General features: G+C 64.5%; 5 protein-coding genes. All 5 read left to right on the top strand.

Translation table 11 applies throughout. The features are described from left to right. Positions 1–23 precede the first annotated feature (23 nt). Positions 24–1001 carry a TauD/TfdA family dioxygenase gene (locus tag QCBJ_RS20185; RefSeq protein ID WP_093545635.1) on the top strand — a complete coding sequence of 326 codons (978 nt, stop codon included), beginning with the start codon at positions 24–26 and terminating at the stop codon, positions 999–1001. An 8-nt stretch (positions 1002–1009) separates the two neighbouring features. Continuing rightward, on the top strand, positions 1010–4381 hold the full coding sequence (locus QCBJ_RS20180) for a condensation domain-containing protein (RefSeq protein WP_102061457.1): 3372 nt from the start codon (positions 1010–1012) through the stop codon (positions 4379–4381). Between the two features lie 17 nt (positions 4382–4398). After that, entirely contained in the window at positions 4399–5445 is a 1047-nt protein-coding gene (locus QCBJ_RS20175) for a TauD/TfdA family dioxygenase (RefSeq protein ID WP_102061456.1), read from the top strand. Positions 5446–5479: 34 nt separating this feature from the next. Continuing rightward, a complete protein-coding gene (locus QCBJ_RS20170) occupies positions 5480–8491 on the top strand; it encodes an amino acid adenylation domain-containing protein (RefSeq protein ID WP_102061455.1) in 3012 nt (1003 codons plus the stop codon). Between the two features lie 46 nt (positions 8492–8537). Continuing rightward, positions 8538–20542 (top strand): non-ribosomal peptide synthetase (locus QCBJ_RS20165; protein WP_102061454.1); only part of this gene is annotated, 12005 nt, incomplete at its 3' end.

The following is a 20542-nucleotide window of genomic DNA, read 5'->3' as shown; positions in this document are numbered from 1 at the left end:
AAAATAAACAGGATGTGCAAAGGATGACCTCAATCGAACACCCGAACGGACGTTCCGAGCCTGTTTCAATCAAGGATCAAGCCCACGGCGCAGCGGTATTGCCAAGGTGTGTGCAGGCTGCCCCAGGCCAATCGATCCATGCGCTCGAGCCGTCGATCCGCGACAGCCTTGATGACAGCCTGCGTACGGTGGGCGGCGTGCTGTTTCGCGGCTTCAACGTCCCCACCCCAATCGACTTCAAACGCTTTGCCGCCAGTTTCGGCGCGCCGCTGGCCAGCTACGAATTCGGCTCCACGCCACGTAGCAAAGTGTTCGCCGGGGTCTACAGCTCGACGGAATACCCGGCCCACCAATTCATCCCTTTGCACAATGAGCAGGCCTATACCCGCCCCTGGCCTTCGCGCATCTGGTTCCACTGCATCAAGGCCAGTGAAACCGGTGGCGAAACGCCAATCTGCGACAGCCGCCTGATCTATCAGCGCATGCCCGCCGAGATTCGTGAGCTATTCGCCAGCCGCGAGTTGCTCTACGTGCGCAACTACAGCGGGGCCCTCGACCTGCCCTGGCAAAAAGTGTTCAACACCGAAGACCGCGCCCAGGTCGAACGCTATTGCCAGGACAACGACATCGAGTGGGAATGGAAGGCCGACGGCGACCTACGGACCCGCCAACGCTGCGCCGCCGTGTTGCAGCACCCCGAGACCGGCGAGTGGGTCTGGTTCAACCAGGCGCACCTGTTTCACGTCTCGGCCATTGAACCCGCCGTGCGTGCCAGCCTGCTGGCGGCCGTCGGTGAAGAGAACCTGCCGCGCCATGTGTATTTCGGCGACGGCTCGGCGATTCCCGATGCGATGCTCGATACGGTGCGTGCGGTCTATGACCAGACCGCCGTCAGCTTCCCTTGGGAACCCGGCGACATTCTGATGCTCGACAACCGACTGGTCGCCCACGGGCGCAATCCTTATACCGGTGACCGTAAAGTCATCGTGGCCATGGCGTAAATCCCACCATGTTTGCATTCAATCACTGGATCGAAGTGCTGGAGGCTAACGCCCTGCACTTCCCGCAGCGTGCTGCCTTGCATTTCCTGCCGGACGGCGTCGAGATCGGCGAAACCCTCACGTTTGCCCAACTGCACGAGCAGTCCCAATCCCTGGCGGCCGCCTTGCAGGCGCGTTGCAGTCCAGGCGACCGCGTGTTGTTGATGCTGCCGAGCAGCCTCGACTATGCACGCGCGTTCTGCGCCTGCTTGTATGCGGGGCTGATCGCCGTGCCGCTGTTCCCGCCGCCGTCCCGCAAGCCGCGCCATCTGGATCGCGTGCGCAATGTCGTGATCGATGCGCAGCCAGCGCTGATCCTCGCGCCCTTGGATCATTGCGAAGGTCTACGCGAATTGGTTGAACATCGCGTCGATGTGTTGACCGTCAACAACCTCGGCACCCCGGCGCCTGACACGTGGCAACGGCCGGCGATCGACGGCGCCAGCGTGGCGTTCCTGCAATACACATCGGGCTCCACCGGCACGCCCAAAGGCGTCGAAGTGCGCCAGCGCAACCTGATCGCCAACGTCGAATTGATGCGCAAGGCCTACGGTTTCGATGAGCACGGCGCCATGGTCAACTGGCTGCCGCTGTACCACGACATGGGCCTGATCGGCGGCGTACTCGCCCCGCTCTACAGCGGCATGCCGTGCTACCTGATGGCCTCGCAGACCTTCGTGAATGCACCGTCCACCTGGCTGCAGGCCTTGAGTCGCTACCGCGCTACCGCGAGCTTCGCGCCGAATTTTGCCTTTGCCCTGTGCAACCGCGTGGTCAGCGACAGCCTTATCGCCCAGCTCGATCTGAGCGCCTGGCAGCACGCAATCAACGGCGCCGAGCCGATCCACCCGGCCACCCTCGACGCCTTCGCCCGACGCTTTGCCGCGTGCGGCCTCAACCCCATGGCCATCAGCCCCGGTTACGGCCAGGCCGAAGCTACCCTGTGCGTCAGCGCAACGCCCGCCGAAGCCCTCCCGGTGGTGTTGCGCCTGGACAAAAGCGTGTTGGAGACCGGCCACGTGGCCCTGGCGTCCGGCGACGCCACTGCGGTTGAATTTGTCGCCTGTGGCTACCCGCAAGCGCTTCACACCATCGCCATTGCGGACCCGAACACCCACGAACGCTGCGCCGTCGACCGCATCGGCGAAGTCTGGCTGCAAGGCCCGAGCAACGCCGAGGCCTACTGGAAAAACCCCGATGCCAGCCGCTACGCGTTCGAGGCGCAGATAGTCGGTGAGCCCGGCTATTACCTGCGCTCAGGTGACCTGGGTTTCATGCATGAAGGTCAAATCGTCATCTGCGGCCGCCTCAAAGACCTGCTGATCCTCAACGGCCGCAACCTTTACCCCCACGATATCGAGTTTGCGATCACCGACAGTGAGCCGGGCATCCGCACCGGACGCATCGCGGCCTTCTCGGAGATGGACCCGCTGCTCGGCCGCGAGAAACTGGTGATCGTTGCCGAGCCGCAGCGCAAGTTTGTCGACCCGGCACATCACCCGGCGCTGTTCGCGTCGATGCAAACCGCCGTGCGTGAAGCGGCCGACTGCGGCATCGACCAGATTGTGCTGGTGGAAGCCGGCACCATCCCGATGACCACCAGCGGCAAGATCGCCCGCCAGGGTGCGCGCAACCAATGGGCGGCCGGCACCCTGAGCATCATCGCCCAGAGCGGCGGGCAGGCAAGCACGCCCGTTGAACGCATCGCTATCGAGCAACTGCGCCGGCAGCCGAGCCTTTCGGCCTGCCAGCAGTGGCTGGAACAGACGCTGATCGAGGTCAATCCGTACCTCAGCGTCGACGTCGAGCTCAGTCTGATCGGCTTGGGCCTGGACTCCATCGGCATTGCCGATTTTGCCGCGCGCCTGCACCGCGACCTGGGCTGGGACCTCGACACCCAGAGTCTGTTCGGCGAACGACGCCTGGCCGAATGGGCGCAGGCGCTGCTCGTGTACCTCGGGACTCCGGCGCCCGGTGCCCGCCTCGAATCAGACGCTACCCCCCACCCTCGCCGCCAATCCTTCGCCCAGCGTCGCCTGTGGTTCCTGCACCAGTTGAACCCGCAGGACACCCACCACAACCTGGTATTGCACCTGAAGCTGCAAGGCCCAGTTGACAGGGACGTCTTGTCGCAACGGCTCAATGCCCTGGTCGAGCGTCACAGTGTGCTGCGCACGGTCTATCACGATAGCGTTGATGGCCCGCAGCAACAGGTGCTGCCGGCCAGCAACGTGCGTTTGACCCTCCATGATCAATTGGCGGACTGCCTGGCCCAGGAACACGCCACCCCGGTCGACCTCAAGCAAGGCCCACTGCTACGCGCCCACCTGATCAGCCACGATCACCAGCACGACCTGCTGCTGACCCTGCACCACATCGCCTTCGACGGCCGCTCCGCACAACTGCTGCTGGCTGAACTGGCGGCCCAGGCCGCCAATGAAACGCCGGTGCAATATCTGGACTTTGCCCGTTGGGAAGCCGCGCACTGGACAGACCAGCGCATCGCCACGCACCAGGATTTCTGGCGCGAACACCTGGCCGATGTGCCGCAAACCTTGGACCTGGGCGGCAGCGGCACTACCCACGGCGAACACAGCCTGAATTTCAGCCTGCCGCAAGCCACCTGCGACACGCTCGCCTGCGTCGCCCGTGAACACGGCATGACGCTGTTCATGCTGCTGTTGGCCAGCTATCAACTGGTGCTCAAGCAATTGGGCGGCCAGCAACGTTTTCTGCTCGGCACTGATGTGAGCGGCCGTCCGCTGGCCGCGCACAACGAGGTGATCGGCTTCTTTGTCAACCAGCTGACCCTGCGCTGTGAGATAGCCGGGGAAGGGACGCTGGCGGATTTTTTCGCGCACGTGCGCGATGAGGCGCGACTGGCGTATGCCCACCAGGACCTGCCGTTTGACCTGGTTGTCGCGGCGCTGGCCCCAACCCGGCGCGCCGGCCATTCGCCGCTGTTCCAGGTCAAGCTCAACTATCAACCGTCGCGGGTTGCGCCGGTCACTCTTGCCGGTGCACAACTGACGAGCATGGACGTTGCGCAGGCGCCGGGAGACTTCCATCTGGTGCTCGACCTGGTGCATGCCGGCCACGGCATTGATGCCACGCTCAAATACCGTGGCGAGTACTTCGATCAGCCCCGAGCCTTGCGCCTGCAGCATTTGTGGAGCGGCCTACTCGGCGAAGTTCGTGATCTGCTCGGCGAGTCCCTGCCCGCCCTGGCCCAGCGCCTTGACGATTGGGATCAAGCTTTCCAGCGCGAAAGCCAGCAGTCCCACGCCCTCGCCGGTCGCAGTCAGTTGCTGCAAACCAAACGTCGCTCACTGACCCTTTGATCAAGGTGGATGCTTGTATGCCTATCGTGCCCCCAGCACCCCGCACACTGGGCAGTGTGCGCCGCAAAGCCATGAACGTTGCCCCCCAGCAACTGGTCAGCGAACGCCTGCTCAGCCCCGATCACGCCTTGCCGTTGGTGATCGAACCCGCAGTCAGCGGCGTCGATCTGGTGGCCTGGGCTACCCGTGAACGCGAAGCCCTGGAACGGAAGCTGCTGCAATACGGCGCCCTGCTGTTCCGCGGATTCGACGTCGCGTCGGTGGAACAATTCGACCACGTCATCGCTGCCCTGTCCCCCGGTGCCCTGGAATATATGTTCCGCGCCTCCCCGCGCACCCGGGTCGGCGGCAACATCTACACCTCGACCGACTACCCGGCCGACCAGATGATTTTCCCGCATAACGAACACTCCTATTCGCCGCGTTTCCCGCTGCGCCTGTTCTTCTATTGCCAACTGCCGTCCGAGACCGGCGGCGAAACCCCGATCGGTTCAACCCGCGCAGTCAAGGCCCGGATCAGCGCCGACATCGAGGCGCGTTTTCGTGAAAAAGGCGTGCTCTACGTGCGCAATTACGGCGACGGTTTCGGCCTGCCGTGGCAGAGCGTCTTCCAGTCCGCCGACCGCAGCGAAGTCGAAGCCTACTGCGCCAGCGTCGGCATCGAAGTGGAATGGAAAGAAAACAACCGCCTGCGCACCCGCCAACGAGGCCCGGCAGTGGTACGCCATCCGCGTACCGGCGAAGAAGTCTGGTTCAACCACGCGACGTTTTTTCACATCAGCACCCTGCCGCCGGCCATCCGCGATTCGCTGCAAGGCAACTTCAACGACCTCGACCTGCCGACCAACACCTTCTACGGCGACGGCACACCGATCGAACCGGAGGTGCTGGCGTCGCTGCGCGCCGCCTACCTGGATTCGCTGGTGCGTTTCTCCTGGCAACAGGGCGACGTGCTGTTTATCGACAACATGCTTGCGGTGCACGGTCGCGAACCGTTTACCGGCAAACGCGCAATCATGACCGGCATGGCCGAGGCCTTGCTGTCCGCCGACGTGGCTGTCTGACCGCTATCAACCCCATTTTGCAGTTGAGCTGAACATGAACGGACTTCAAGGCTTTCGTATCTCACCGCAACAAGCGTCGCTTTACCCGCACCTCGATGGCGCAACCGAACACACGTTCAGTTGCCAACTGCAATGGACCATCGCCCAGGCGGTAGACGCCAACACCCTATCCCAGCGCCTGCAGGCATTGGTCAGCGGCAGCGAAATACTGCGCACACAGCTGACTCCGGTGCCAGGCCTGCGCCATCCGGTGCAAGTGATTCACGACCAGGCCGCGCTGAGCGTGGGCGTTAAGGACCTGCGCCACCTCAGCCCAGCCGATCAGCAGGTTGCCTTGGCCACCTTGAACGGGACCGCGCCGCTGGCCGTGACGCTGGTGCAACTGACCGAGGGGCACGTGCTGCACCTGGCCGCCGCCAGCAGCCATCTTGACCTCGCCAGCCTGAAACTGGTGGCCATTGCCCTGCTGCAAGACACCCCGCCGGACCTGTCCGAAACCCTTCAATACGCCGATTACGCCGAGTGGCGCTGGAGCCTTGCCGAAGACGAGCCCGAACACCCCGGCGCAATGTTCTGGAAACCCTCAGCCGACAGCGAACAGCACAGCTTGCAACTGTCGCTGGAAACGCCCCGCCCCGGTGGATTCAGCCCGCAGCGCATCGACGTGCACCTGCCCCACCACCCGGTACTGACCGCTGAGCTGATGCTGGCGGCCTGGGCGGTGCTGCTCGGGCGGTTGTCCGGTCAACAGCAGGTGCCGATCACCCTGATCCATGCCAGTCGCGGCCCGGAACTCGACAACGCCTTGGGCCTGTTCGAGCAAACCTTGCCTGTGCGGATCGACCTGCAAGCCCAGGCGACCTTGCTGGAACAAAGCCGCCATGTCAGCGCCCTGGTCGAACAGGCCACAGGCTGGCAGGACTATTACACCCAGGACCTCAAGGGCGGTTATGCCTTCGCCTGGCGTGCCAGCGATGCGCGCGAACGCGACGCCAGTGTGGTAATGAGCCCGGCCAAGGCGTGCCTGCACGTTCATCAAGGTCCCGAGCGGCTCAACGCGCAGATCATCTACGATCGCCATCTGCTCAGCCACAAGGCGGCCGCCTGCCTTGCCGAACAGTGGGCGCAGTTGCTGCACTCCGCGTTGGCCGCACCGCACCAGGCCTGGGCGCAGTTGCCCATGGGCGGGCCGCTGCAAGCGCAGATCATCGCCCCCCAGGCACAACCGCCGGTGATAGAAGCCGTGACGCTTGTTGAACTGATCGGCCGCCAAGTGCAACTACAGCCAACCGCCATCGCCCTGAGCGACCCGCAGGGCGACCTGAGCTACGCGCAACTGGACGCAAGCGCCACGCAGTTGGCGCACCAACTGGTGGCCGCCGGCATCCGTGCCGGTGTGCCGGTCGGTATCCTGTTCCCCCGTGGCAACGCCGCGATCGTCGCGCTGCTTGCCGTGTTGAAGGCCGGTGGTGCCTATGTGCCGGTGGACCCGACTTATCCGCAGGACCGTCGCGCCTACATGCTCGCCGACAGCGCCATTGCGCACATCGTCGTCAGCCCTGAGCTGGCCGATAGCGTGCCGGCCGGCCTGCGGAGCTTTGTGCTGGACGACTTGCACGCCCCCAAGAACCTGCCGCCATTGCCGCTGCCGCGTGCCGACGACCTCGCGTACCTGATCTACACCTCCGGTTCCACCGGTGCACCGAAAGCCGTCGAAATCAGCCACGCTGCCTTGAGCTATTCCACCCAGGTGCGCATGGCGGCGTATGAAGCGCCGGTGAGCGCTTACCTGCTGCTGTCCTCGTTTGCCTTCGACAGCTCCGTGGCCGGGATTTTCTGGACCCTGGCCCAAGGCGGCCGCCTGGTATTGCCGGCACCCGGCGAAGAGCTGGACATGGCGCGCCTGTCGCACTTGATCGCCCAACACCAGGTCAGCCACGGCCTGTCGCTGCCCTCGTTGTATCAAGCGTTGCTGGATCAACTCGGCAGCGCCGACAGCCTGCAATGCTGGATCGTTGCCGGGGAAGCCTGCCCGCCGTCGTTGATCGCCCAGCACAGCAACACCCTGCCCCACACGCTGCTGGTCAACGAATACGGTCCTACTGAAGCCACCGTGTGGGCGACCTACGATGTACTGAGCCCCGACCGCGCCTTGACCATCGGCCGCCCGATTGCCGGCATGGACCTGCGCGTCTTGAATGAACACGACATCACCAGCGGCATCGGCGAACCCGGTGAAATCGTGCTGGCCGGCCCAACCCTGGCCCGTGGTTATCGCAATAAGCCCGAGGAAACCGCCAAGGCCTTTGTCACCCTGGCCGACGGCACCCGCGCCTACCGCACCGGTGATCTGGCCTGCTGGCTGGCCGATGGGCGCCTGGCGTTCCTGGGGCGCAAGGACCATCAGGTCAAATTGCGCGGCTATCGCATCGAACTCGGCGAGATCGAGCGACAACTGTGCAGCCACAGTGACGTGCGCGAAGCCGCCGTGATTGTGCAGGAGCAACCCGCCGGCAAGCGTCTGCTGGCCTATGTGCTCGCCGCCCATGGCTACGCGCCGGATTCAGAAGCCCTCAAGCGCTACCTCGGCGAGCGACTGCCGTCGTACATGGTGCCAACGCGGGTGCTGACATTGTCAGCCTTCCCACGCACCCCCAACGGCAAACTCGATACCCGCCAACTGCCAGACCCGGACCAGTTCGACCAAAGCACCCATGTCGCCCCGCGCACGCCGATGGAAACCACCTTGCACGCCATAGTCACCAAGGTCTTGAAGCTCGACAGCGTCAGCGTCACCGAGAGCTTCTTTGCCATGGGGGGCGACTCGATCCTTAGCCTGCAAGTGGTGGCCCAGGCCCACGAACAAGGCATTGCGCTGTCGGCCAAGCATGTGTTCGAACACCAGACCATCGCCGCCATGGCCCATGTCGCCCAGCCGCTGCACGCCCGGCATGTCGACACTGAGAGCACCGAATTCAGTGCCTCGGGCATGTCGCAAGATGAACTGAACGCGCTGATGGCCGAGCTCAACGACGCCGACCTGTAACCGCCACGCCCATCGCCGTTGCCCCTTTTTCTGCAGGACGTTTTGAATGACCACCGAAAAGACCACCAGCAATCCGATCGAAGATGTTTACCCGCTGTCACCGCTGCAACAAGGGATGCTGTTCCATTCCCTGCTGCATGAAGACTCCGGCGTGTATTTGATGCAGGATCGCTACCGCATCGGTGGGGCCATTGATGAAGGCGCATTCCTTGAGTCCTGGCGCCAGGTGGTGGCGCTGCACCCGTCGCTACGCGCCAGCTTCCAGTGGAAAACCCAGAAGCAACCGGTGCAGGTGATCCACCGCGAGGTCAAGGTGCCGCTGGACACCCTCGATCTGCGCGGCCTGGCTCCCCATGAGCAGGAGGCGCGGATTCGCAGCCTGCTCGAAAACGAGCAGAAAATCGGCTTCAACCTGTCCAAGCCACCCTTGATTCGCTTCCGCCTGGTGCGCCTGGCGGATGAGTCCTATGAGTTCATCCGCAGTTTCCATCACATTCTGATGGACGCCTGGTGTATTTCCCTGGTGACCGTGGACTTTCTCAAGGTCTACGAAGCACTGTGCAACGACCGTACGCCACAGATCAAAAGCCCACGCCCATTTCGGGACTACATTCAATGGCTGCAACGCCAGGACGCGGGCAAGGCTGAGCAGTTCTGGCGCGGCCAATTGCAGGGGCTCAACGCCCCCACGCCGCTGACCGTGGACAACGGCGTAAGCCGCGACCGCTACACCGACGCGGTGCGGGTGGCCGACCAGTTGATCCATCTGAGCGAAGACGACACCCAGGCCTTGGCCGCTTTTTGCCGTCACCGCCGGATCACTCCCAATACCTTCTTCCAGGGCGTCTGGTCCCTGTTGTTGTCGCGCTACAGCGGCCAGCGTGACGTGGTCTTCGGCGTCACCGTGGCGGGGCGTCCCGCTGAGTTGACCGGCGTCGCCGAGATGATTGGCCTGTTCATCAACACCCTGCCACTGCGGGTCAGCGTCGACCCGCAGGCGACCTTGGGTGACTGGCTCACGGCGTTGCAGGGGCTGAACGTCGAGATGCGCGACTTCGAGCACACGCCGCTGACCGATATCCAGGGCTGGAGCGATTTCCCCCGTGGCGAAACGCTGTTCGACAGCATTCTGGTGTTTGAAAACGCGCCGATCGATGAACAGATTCTGGACGGCGGTTTTGAGTTCAGCCTCGACGGAATGGACCACAGTGTGCACACCCACTATGGCTTGACCGTGGTGATCCTGCCCGGCGAGCAGCTCGGCATTCGCGTGTCCTACGACCGCGAGCGTTTTGAAGCGGATACGGTGCAGCGCCTGCTCGGCCACTTGGCCAGCCTGGTACGCGGCATGCTCGCCGCGCCTGAAGCGCCGCTGGGCAGCTTCGAGCTGCTGGCCGCCGACGAGCGCCAGCAATTGCTTGGCGAGTGGGCACTCAACCCCCACGATTTCCCGCTGCATAAAAGCTACGCCGAGCTGTTTGCCGCCCAGGTCGCCGAGCGTGGCGATCAAATTGCCGCGATCTGCGCCGGTGAATCCCTGACCTATGCCGAGCTCGACTTGCGTGCCACGCGCCTGGCCCAGGCCCTGCGCACAGCCGGTGCGGGTGCCGATCAATTGGTCGCGCTGGTCGCCCCCCGTGGCCTGGCGTTATTGACCAGCATGATTGCCGTGTTCAAGGCCGGCGCCGCGATGCTGCCGCTGGAGGTCAACCACCCGCCTGAGCGTCTGCGCGAGATCCTCAACCTGTCCCGCGCCCCGCTGCTGGTGGCGAGTGAAGAGTGCCGTGGCCTGCTCGACCCACTGCTCAGCGGCCTCGAGCACGCGCCTACGGCCCTGTTCGCCGAAGCCGCCTGGAACACGCCCAACGACGCGCCATTCACGCTGGCCGGCGGCCCGGACAGCCTGGCCTACGTGCTGTTCACTTCGGGCTCGACCGGTACGCCCAAGGGCGTGATGATCGAACAACGCGGCATGCTCAATAACATCTTCGGTAAAGTCCCGGCCCTGGGGCTGAGCGCCAATGACCGTATTCCGCAGACCGCCTCGGTGGCCTTCGATATTTCCGTGTGGCAATTTCTCGCGGCGCCGGTGTTGGGCGCCACCGTGCATATTCTGCCGGACGAAGTGGCCCACGATCCGCAACGCCTGCTGCAAGTGCTGGCCAGCGAACGCCTCAACGTACTGGAAATCGTCCCGAGCCTGATGCGCACGCTGCTTGCGCTGTGCCCGTGCGACCTTCAGTTGCCTGACCTGCGCTGGGTACTACCGACTGGCGAGGCGCTGCCGCCGACCGTGGCGCGCGACTGGTTCGCACGCTTCCCGGACATCGCGCTGATGAACGCCTACGGCCCAGCCGAGTGCGCCGACGACGTGGCGTTCCAGCCGATTACCCAGGCGCCGCACGCCAACGTCAGCCATATGCCCATAGGCCAACCCACGGCCAACAACCGCCTTTATGTGCTCGATGAGGCCCTGCGCCCGGTGCCAATCGGCGTGGCTGGGGAAATCTGCGTCGGTGGCGTCGGCGTCGGCCGTGGTTACCTGCACGACCCGCAGCGCACCACCGAGGCATTCATCCAGCACCCACAGATCGACGGTCGTCTGTACCGCACCGGCGACCTCGGCCGCTGGTGCGCCGACGGCGTGATCGAGTACCTCGGCCGTCGCGACCAGCAAGTGAAATTGCGTGGCCACCGCATCGAACTGACCGAAATCGAACACCGACTGGCCCAGCACCCGAACGTGCGTGAAGCCGCGGTATTGCTGCGCGAGAACAGCGCGGGCGAAGCCTGGCTCGTGGCCTATTGGTCAGCCCACGACGACACGCTGGGCAGCACCGGCCTGAGTGAACACCTGCGCGCACAACTGCCGCCTTACATGGTCCCGGCCGCGTTCGAATGCCTGGAACGCTTGCCCCTGAACAACAACGGCAAAGTCGACCGCAAAGCCTTGGCCGCGCTGCAACTGAACTGGCAGGCCGATACCCGGGAAAGCCTTGCGCCGCGCAACGAACACGAAGCCACCATCGCCAAGGTGTGGGCCGACGTACTCGGACGCGACAGTGTCGGCGTGGAAGACAATTTCTTCACCCTAGGCGGCCACTCGCTGCTGGCCACCCAGATCGTCGCGCGCCTGCGCAGCCAGTTCAAACTCGACCTGCCGTTGCGCGTGCTGTTCGAACAGCCGACCGTCGCCCTGCTGGCCGTGGCCATCGCCGAACGCGAAGCGCAAGCGGCTGCACCGCAAGCCGTCGCCCTCGACACGCCGCACGCCAAGGCGCGCCCTGCCCTGCTGCCGTTGTCGTTCTCGCAACAACGCCTGTGGTTTATCGAACAACTGACCCCAGGCACCACGTTGTTCAATATCCCGTTTGCCCTGCACCTCAAGGGTGAACTCAACGTCCCGGCGCTGAACGCCAGCCTGAATGATTTGCTCGCGCGCCACGAGATCCTGCGCACCGGTATCCGCAGCGTGGATGGCGTGCCGAGCCAGCACATCAGCGACGCACTGGAAGTTGCACTGCCGTTTGAAGACCTGTCCGGCCTGGGCGCAACCGCCCGTGAAGGCGCGCAATTCACGGCGCTGCAAGCCACCTTTGAACAGCCCTTCGACCTGACCGAGCCACCGCTGCTGCGCGCCCGCCTGCTCAAAGTGGCACCGGGCGAACACGTGCTGGGCATCGCCCTGCATCACCTGGTCTCCGACGCCTGGTCGGCGACCATCGCCCTGCGTGAGCTGGCCTTGGGTTACGAGGCCCGTTGCAACGGCAACGCGGCGCAATTAGCGGCGTTGCCGCTGCAATACGCCGATTTCGCCCTGTGGCAGCGTGACCATCTGCAAGGCGCCGAACTCAAGCGCCAACTGGATTACTGGACCCGCACCCTCGACCGTCGCGACCAGGACGCCAGCCCGCTGCTGGCGTTGCCCACCGACCATCCTCGGCCCTCGGTGCAGAGCTATCTCGCCGGCCTGGTACAACGCGAGCTGAGTGCCGACTTGAGTGGCCGCGTGCAGGCGCTGGCCAGCCGCCTCGGCACCACGCCGTTCAGCGTGGTGTTCGCGGGCTTTGCCGTGCTGATGCACCGCTTGAGCGGCGATGCCACGGTGTTGATCGGTACACCGGTCACTCACCGCGAGCAACCGGGCACCGAAGGTCTGTTGGGGATCTTGCTCAACAACCTGGCGATCCGTGCCGACTTCACCGCCCAGGCGGATTTCAGCGCCGTGGTCAGCCAGGTCGCCACGCGGCTGCGCGAAGGCCTGCAGCATCAGGACCTGCCCTTCGAACAACTGGTCGACAGCCTGCAACTGCCGCGCAGCCTCAGCCATGCGCCGCTGTATCAAGTGATGGTCGCGCAGCAATTGGCCATGGAGTCCCGCCTGCAATTCCCGGGGCTGGCCTTCGAAGCCCTGGACACGCCGCTCAAGCACTCCGAGTGCGACCTGGACCTGCACGTGCTGTGCCCGGCCAATGCGCCGATTCAGCTGGAGCTGATGTTCGCCCTTGACCTGTTCACCCAGGACAGCGCCCGCCAGACGCTCGCGCGCCTGGAACACCTGCTGCAACAGATGCTCGCCGAGCCGCAACGCCCGGTCGCCGCCTTGCCGCTGCTGATGCCGGCTGAATGGCAGCGCACCGTGGTCGAGTGGAACCGCACCGAAATGGACGTGCCGCAGCACCTGACGTTCGCCCAGTTGTTTGAACAGCAGGCCGAACGCACGCCGCAGCGCGATGCGTTGTGCTTTGAAGGCCAGCGCCTGAGCTACGCCGAACTGAATCGCCGTGCCAACCAGGTCGCACATTACCTACGCGCCCAAGGGGTGGTCGCCAATTGCCCGGTGGCGTTGTGTGTGGAGCGTTCCCTGGAGTTGTTGATCGGCCTGTTGGGCATCCTGAAGGCCGGTGGCGCCTATGTGCCGCTGGACCCTGGCTACCCGGCCGAACGCTTGGCCTACATGCTCGAAGATGCGCAACCCGCGCTGTTCCTCGGCCAGCAGGGCCTGCTTGAACAGTTGGGCGGCGACTTACCGCGCCTGCGCCTGGACGCCGATGCCGCGCTATTGGCCGCTCAGCCTGAGAGCAACCCCGCAGCATTGGCCGGCCCGGATGACCTGGCCTACATCATGTACACCTCGGGCTCCACGGGTAAGCCCAAGGGCACCCTGGTCACCCACACGTCGGTGGTCAACCTGGCCTGGGCGCGGATCCATGGCCTGTATCGCCGCTACACCGACCAGCCGATGCGCACCAGCTTCAACTATTCGTTCGCCTTTGATAGCTCGGTGGCGGAATTGATTCTGCTGCTCGACGGCCACAGCCTGTACCTGACGCCGGAAGACGTGCGCTACGACCCTGCAGCACTGGCGCAGTTCTTCCAGGAAACCCGACTGGACGCGTTCGAATGCACCCCGGCGCAGCTTAAAAGCCTGCTCGAAACCGACGGCGTGCGCCGTGGTGAAACCTACCTGCCGCGCTTCGTGCTGTTTGGCGGTGATGCGGTGGACGCGCAACTGTGGCAGCGTTTGCCGTCGATCAGCGGCAGCCGTTTCTTCAATACCTACGGCCCAACCGAGTGCACCGTGGACGCCACCGGATGCGCGGTGGACGACTTCCCGCAACGGCCGATCATTGGCCGGCCAATCGCCAACGTACGCACCTATGTGCTGGATGCGTTCTTGAATCCGATGCCGGTGGGTGTGCCTGGCGAGCTGCATATCGGCGGCGCCGGGGTGACCCTGGGTTACCTCAACCGCGCCGAACAAACCGCCAAAGTGTTTATCAACGACCCGTTCTCGCCACTGCCGCAGGCGCGCATGTACAAGTCCGGTGACCTGGTGCGCTGGCTGCCGGACGGCCAGCTGGAATACCTCGGGCGCATGGACCACCAGGTGAAAATCCGCGGTTTCCGCGTCGAGCTGGGCGAGATCGAAGCCTTGATCGGCGCACAACCCGGCGTGCGCCAGGCGGTGGTACTGGCCCGTGAAGACGTACAGGGCGACAAGCGCCTGGTGGCGTACGTCACCTGTGATCAACCGGCCGATATGAATGCCTGGCGTAACCGCCTTGGCGCCGCCCTGCCCGACTACATGGTGCCGTCGGCGTTTGTGGTGCTGGACGAACTGCCGCTGACCGACAACGGCAAACTCAATCGCAAGGCCCTGCCCGCACCAGATATCCAGGCTGAACCGAACGCCGAAGACCCACCGCGCACCGACGCCGAACGCCAGCTCGCGGCCTTGTGGGCAGAGCTATTGAATGTGCCGTTGGGCGCCATTGGGCGAGACAGCCAATTCTTTTACCTGGGTGGCCATTCGTTGCTCGCGGCCGTGCTGTTTGCCCGCCTGCGTCAGCAATTTTCCACGGTGCCGCCGCTGCGCGCGGTGTTTGAACACCCCACCTTGCAGGCTTTGGCGGCGCTATTGGCGCAACCGCTGCAAGCACCTGCCGCGACGTTCGTCCCCATGACTCGCCCCGCGCGCTTGCCGTTGTCGTTCGAACAACAGCGCCTGTGGTTCCTCGAACAACTGAGTGGCGCCAGCGAATACAACGTCGTCAGCGCCGTGCAGTTCGACGGTGAGTTGAATGTCCAGGCGTTGCAATCAGCGTTGAACACCGTGATCCAACGTCACGAAATCCTGCGCAGTCGCATCCTGCGTGAAGCCGACGGCGAGCTGGCGTTGGTGATTGAGCCGCAGGGTGAACTGACATTGGCGGTGGCGCAGTGGGATGCTGTCAGCGATGAACGCTGGCAGCAACTGACCGACGCCGCGATCCAGGCCGCTACCGCGCAGCGCTTTGACCTGGCGCACGAGGTGCCGATTCGCGCCGCGTTGCTTCAGCGCAACCGCCAGGCATTGCTGGTCCTTACCTTGCATCACTGCGCGACAGACGATGCTTCCACACAAAACCTGCTCGACGAATTGGCCCAGTGCTACAGCGCCGACTGCCAGGGCCACGCCGCCCACCTGCCGGCGCTGGCGTTGCAATACCCGGATTACGCGCTCTGGCAGCGCGAGTCGGCCCAGCAAGCACTGTTCGACAGCCAATTGGCCTACTGGCGCACTCAGCTGGAAGACGGCAGTTACCAACTGGAACTGCCCACCGACCAGCCACGCCCGCACGTCCTTGACCCGCGTGCCGGTTCCGTCCAACTGCAGTTGCCCGCAGAACTGAGCGGTCGTTTGCGCCAGTTTGCCCAGCAACGTGGCGCCACGCTGTACATGCTGCTGCTCAGCGCCGCGCAACTGCTGCTGGGGCGCTACGCCAACCAGCGCGATGTGCGTTTCGGCAGCCCGGTGGCCCAGCGGCCATTGGCCGAGTTGCAACCGCTGATCGGGTGCTTCGTCAACACCTTGGTGATGCGCGCCGACCTGGCGCCGGGCCTGGACTTCATCGGTCTGCTCGATCAGGTGCGCAACACCGTTCTGGATGCGCAACAGCATCAGGACGTGCCGTTCGATCAGGTGGTCGAACACCTGGCACCGGAACGCAGCCTTGGCCAGACACCGTTGTTCCAAGTGCTGTTCGTGATGCAGAACGCCAACACCGGTGCCAGCCAGTGGCCGCAGTTGCAGGTGAGCGAACGTGCGGTGACGGCCGACGCCACCAAGTTCGACCTGAACTGGGAAGTGCATGACGGCGAGGTGTTGTCGGTATTGCTTGAATACCGCAGCGCACTGTTTACCCAGGCCACCGCCGAGCGTTGGCTGGCGCAATGGCAAGCCCTGCTGGAAAGCATGCTGGAAGCGCCACAGACGCGTTTGACTGACTGGTCGCCGTTGGCCGTCGCAGAGCGTCAACAACAGTTGGCGTGGAACACCACTGAGCGTCATTACCCTGGCCCGCAAGACCTGCGTACAGCCCTGAGCCAGCAAGCCGCCCTGACACCGAACGCGCCGGCGCTGGTGTTTGAAGGCCAGCGCCTGAGCTACGCCGAGCTGGACCAGCGCGCCCAACGCGTCGCCCGCGCCTTGCGTGCGGCGGGCATCGGTCGCGAGTCGATTGTGCCGGTGTGCATGGAGCGCTCGGTGGACATGGTCGTGGCCTTGCTCGGTGTGGTGCATGCCGGTGCCGCGTGGTTGCCGCTGGATCCTGAGTTGCCGGCTGCACGTTTGGCGTTCCTGATTGCCGACGCCGAGGCCCAGGTGACGCTGACGCAACCGCAATGGCTGTCACATTTGCCCGTCGGGCATACCGCCTGGACCCTGGAAACGCTGCCCGCGGCTGCAAACGGCGAGCCACTGAGCGTGGAGGCCAGCGACCTGGCCTACGTGCTCTACACCTCCGGTTCCACCGGCCAGCCCAAAGGCGTGATGAACGAACACGGCGCCCTGATGAACCGCCTGCATTGGATGCAGGACGCGTTCCCGATTGGCCCGGATGACCGCGTGCTGCAAAAGACCCCGTACAGCTTCGACGTGTCGGTATGGGAATTCTTCTGGCCGCTGATCACCGGCGCAACCCTCGTGGTTGCGCGTCCGGATGGCCATCGCGACCCGGCCTACCTGAGCCAGTTGATCCAGCAGGAACAGGTCACCACCCTGCATTTCGTGCCGTCGATGCTGCGGGTCTTCGTCGAAGAGCCGAGCCTGGTCAACTGCCGCAGCCTGCGCCAGGTGTTTGCCAGCGGCGAGGCGTTGCCGGTGGATCTGGTGCAGCGGTTCATGTCCCAGCACCCGGCCGCGCTGGTCAATCTGTACGGCCCAACCGAAGCGGCCATCGACGTGTCGGTATGGCGTTGTTCGGTCAACGACACGCTCGTACCAATCGGCAAGCCTATCGCCAACCTGCGCCTGCATATCCTCGATGATGCCCAGCAACCGCTGCCGATTGGCAGCATCGGCGAGCTGTACATCGGCGGCGTCGGCGTGGCACGGGGTTACTTGAAGCGCGCCGACCTGACTGCCGAGCGCTTCCTGATGGTCAACGGTGAGCGCCTGTATCGCACCGGCGACCGTTGCCGTTTCCTGGCCGACGGCAATATCGATTACCTCGGCCGCCTCGACCATCAGGTCAAGCTGCGCGGCCAACGTATCGAACTCGGCGAGATCGATGCCGCCCTGCTGGCCCAGCCAAACGTGCGCGACGCCGCTACTCTGCTGCTGGACCATCGCCTGGTGAGTTTCTGGAGTGGCGATGCGGATGAAGCGACCCTGCGCGCCGGCCTTGGCGACCACTTGCCCACGCACATGCTGCCGGGCCTGCTGGTGCGACTCGACCACCTGCCGCTCAACAGCAACGGCAAGCTCGACCGCAAAGCGCTCGCTGCCATCAACCTGCCCGATGCAAGCCGCGAAAAGCCCCATCGGGCACCGCACACGCCTACGCAAAAGCTGCTCTGCGAACTATTCAGCGACGTCCTGGCGTGCCCGTTGGTAGGCCTCGACGACCACTTCTTCCACCTTGGTGGTCATTCCCTGCTGGCCACGCGCTTGGTCGCCCAAGTGCGTGAACGCCTGGGCGTTACATTGCCATTGGCGCTGGTGTTCGCCCACCCGACGGTGGCGGCATTGGCCGAACACTTGCGCGACGCCTTGCCAAGTGAGGAGTTCACGGCACAACCGCGTCCGGCAGCCTTGCCGCTGGGCCTGGCGCAACACCGCTTCTGGATGCTCAGCCGTCTGGTACCGGACTCCCGCGAGTACCACATGCCGTTCGCCCTGACCTTGAAGGGCGCGCTGGACCTGCCCGCCTTGCGCCGCGCCTTCGACCAGGTCAGCGAACGCCATCTGGTGCTGCGCAGCCGCATCGTTGAGATCGCTGGCGAAGCGCGGTTGCTGATTGATCCGCAAGGCCCGGCGCTGCGTGTGACCTCGGTCGCCACCGATGACTGGGAGACCGCGTGCAGCCGCGCCGAAGCCGACTTGATGGCCCCGTTCGACCTGGCCACTGCCGCACCGTGGCGCGCCCAGTTGCTGCAACGTCAGGACAGTGACGAAAACCGCTTGCTGCTGTGCCTGCACCACAGCGCCACCGATGGCTGGGCCATGCAGTTGCTGATCGACGAATTGGCGCAGGCCTACCGTGCCGGACGGGACGGGCAGGCACCCGACTGGGCACCACTGGACCTCGACTACGTTGATTTCGCCCTGTGGCAACAACACCCGCAGACCCAGGCCCGTCGCCAGGCCAGCCTGGATTACTGGAAAAATCATCTGGGCGCGGACGATTACTCACTCGACCTGCCCCTGGACCAACCCCGTGCAGCTGAAGTCGATCGGCGTGCCGGGCAACTGCACATCAGCCTGGGCACCGAACGCTCAGCCGCGATCCGCCAATTTGCCCGCTTACGGGGCACCACGCCGTATGTGGTGCTGGCGAGTGCGTTGAGCGCCCTGCTCGCCCGTTACAGCGGCCAGCGCGATATTCGCCTGGGTACCCCGTCCGATCAGCGCGAGCAGCCGCAAACCCAGGCGCTGCTGGCCTGCCTGGTCAACACATTGGTGATCCGCTGCGAGGTCGATCAACAGGCCCCGGCGTCGGCCTTGCTGGCGGCCCTGGAGGCTGACCTGCGCACCGCTCAGGCCCACGCCGACCTGCCGTTCGCCACGCTGGTCGGCGCCATCACCCAGCGACGCGACTTGAACCGCACACCGTTGTTCCAAGTGCTGTTCTCCCTCAACCACGGCCGCATGGACAGCCGCCAATGGCCGGGCCTGGACCTCACAGAACAGCCCCTGCCAGCCATTGACGCCAAGTTCGAGCAAAGCTGGGAAGTCCACGACGACGGCAGCGACATGACCCTGGCGCTGGAATATCAGACGGCATTGTTCAGCGCCGCTACGATGCAGCGCTGGAGCGCGCAGTGGTGTGCGCTCCTGGATGCGTTGATCGCCGCGCCGGAGCGTGCACTGGTCGAGTTGTTCCCGCAGCAGCAGGACCACGCGCAACTTGCTCGGTGGAATGCCACCGAGCGTCATTATTCCGGCCCGACGAACTTGCACACGGCGCTGAGCCAGCAAGCCGCCCTGACGCCCAACGCGCCGGCGCTGGTGTTCGAAGGCCAGCGCCTGAGCTACGCCGAGCTGGACCAGCGCGCTCAACGCGTCGCCCGTGCCTTGCGTGCGGCGGGTATCGGTCGCGAGTCGATTGTGCCGGTGTGCATGGAGCGCTCGGTGGACATGGTCGTGGCCTTGCTCGGTGTGGTGCATGCCGGTGCCGCGTGGTTGCCGCTGGATCCTGAGTTGCCGGCTGCACGTTTGGCGTTCCTGATTGCCGACGCCGAGGCCCAGGTGACGCTGACGCAACCGCAATGGCTGTCACATTTGCCCGTCGGGCATACCGCCTGGACCCTGGAAACGCTGCCCGCGGCTGCAAACGGCGAGCCACTGAGCGTGGAGGCCAGCGACCTGGCCTACGTGCTCTACACCTCCGGTTCCACCGGCCAGCCCAAAGGCGTGATGAACGAACACGGCGCCCTGATGAACCGCCTGCATTGGATGCAGGACGCGTTCCCGATTGGCCCGGATGACCGCGTGCTGCAAAAGACCCCGTACAGCTTCGACGTGTCGGTATGGGAATTCTTCTGGCCGCTGATCACCGGCGCAACCCTCGTGGTTGCGCGTCCGGATGGCCATCGCGACCCGGCCTACCTGAGCCAGTTGATCCAGCAGGAACAGGTCACCACCCTGCATTTCGTGCCGTCGATGCTGCGGGTCTTCGTCGAAGAGCCGAGCCTGGTCAACTGCCGCAGCCTGCGCCAGGTGTTTGCCAGCGGCGAGGCGTTGCCGGTGGATCTGGTGCAGCGGTTCATGTCCCAGCACCCGGCCGCGCTGGTCAATCTGTACGGCCCAACCGAAGCGGCCATCGACGTGTCGGTATGGCGTTGTTCGGTCAACGACACGCTCGTACCAATCGGCAAGCCTATCGCCAACCTGCGCCTGCATATCCTCGATGATGCCCAGCAACCGCTGCCGATTGGCAGCATCGGCGAGCTGTACATCGGCGGCGTCGGCGTGGCACGGGGTTACTTGAAGCGCGCCGACCTGACTGCCGAGCGCTTCCTGATGGTCAACGGTGAGCGCCTGTATCGCACCGGCGACCGTTGCCG

Source organism: Pseudomonas sp. QC2, from assembly GCF_002859085.1.
Lineage (GTDB): Bacteria > Pseudomonadota > Gammaproteobacteria > Pseudomonadales > Pseudomonadaceae > Aquipseudomonas > Aquipseudomonas petroselini.
This window is presented reverse-complemented; position numbering and strand designations above follow the sequence as displayed.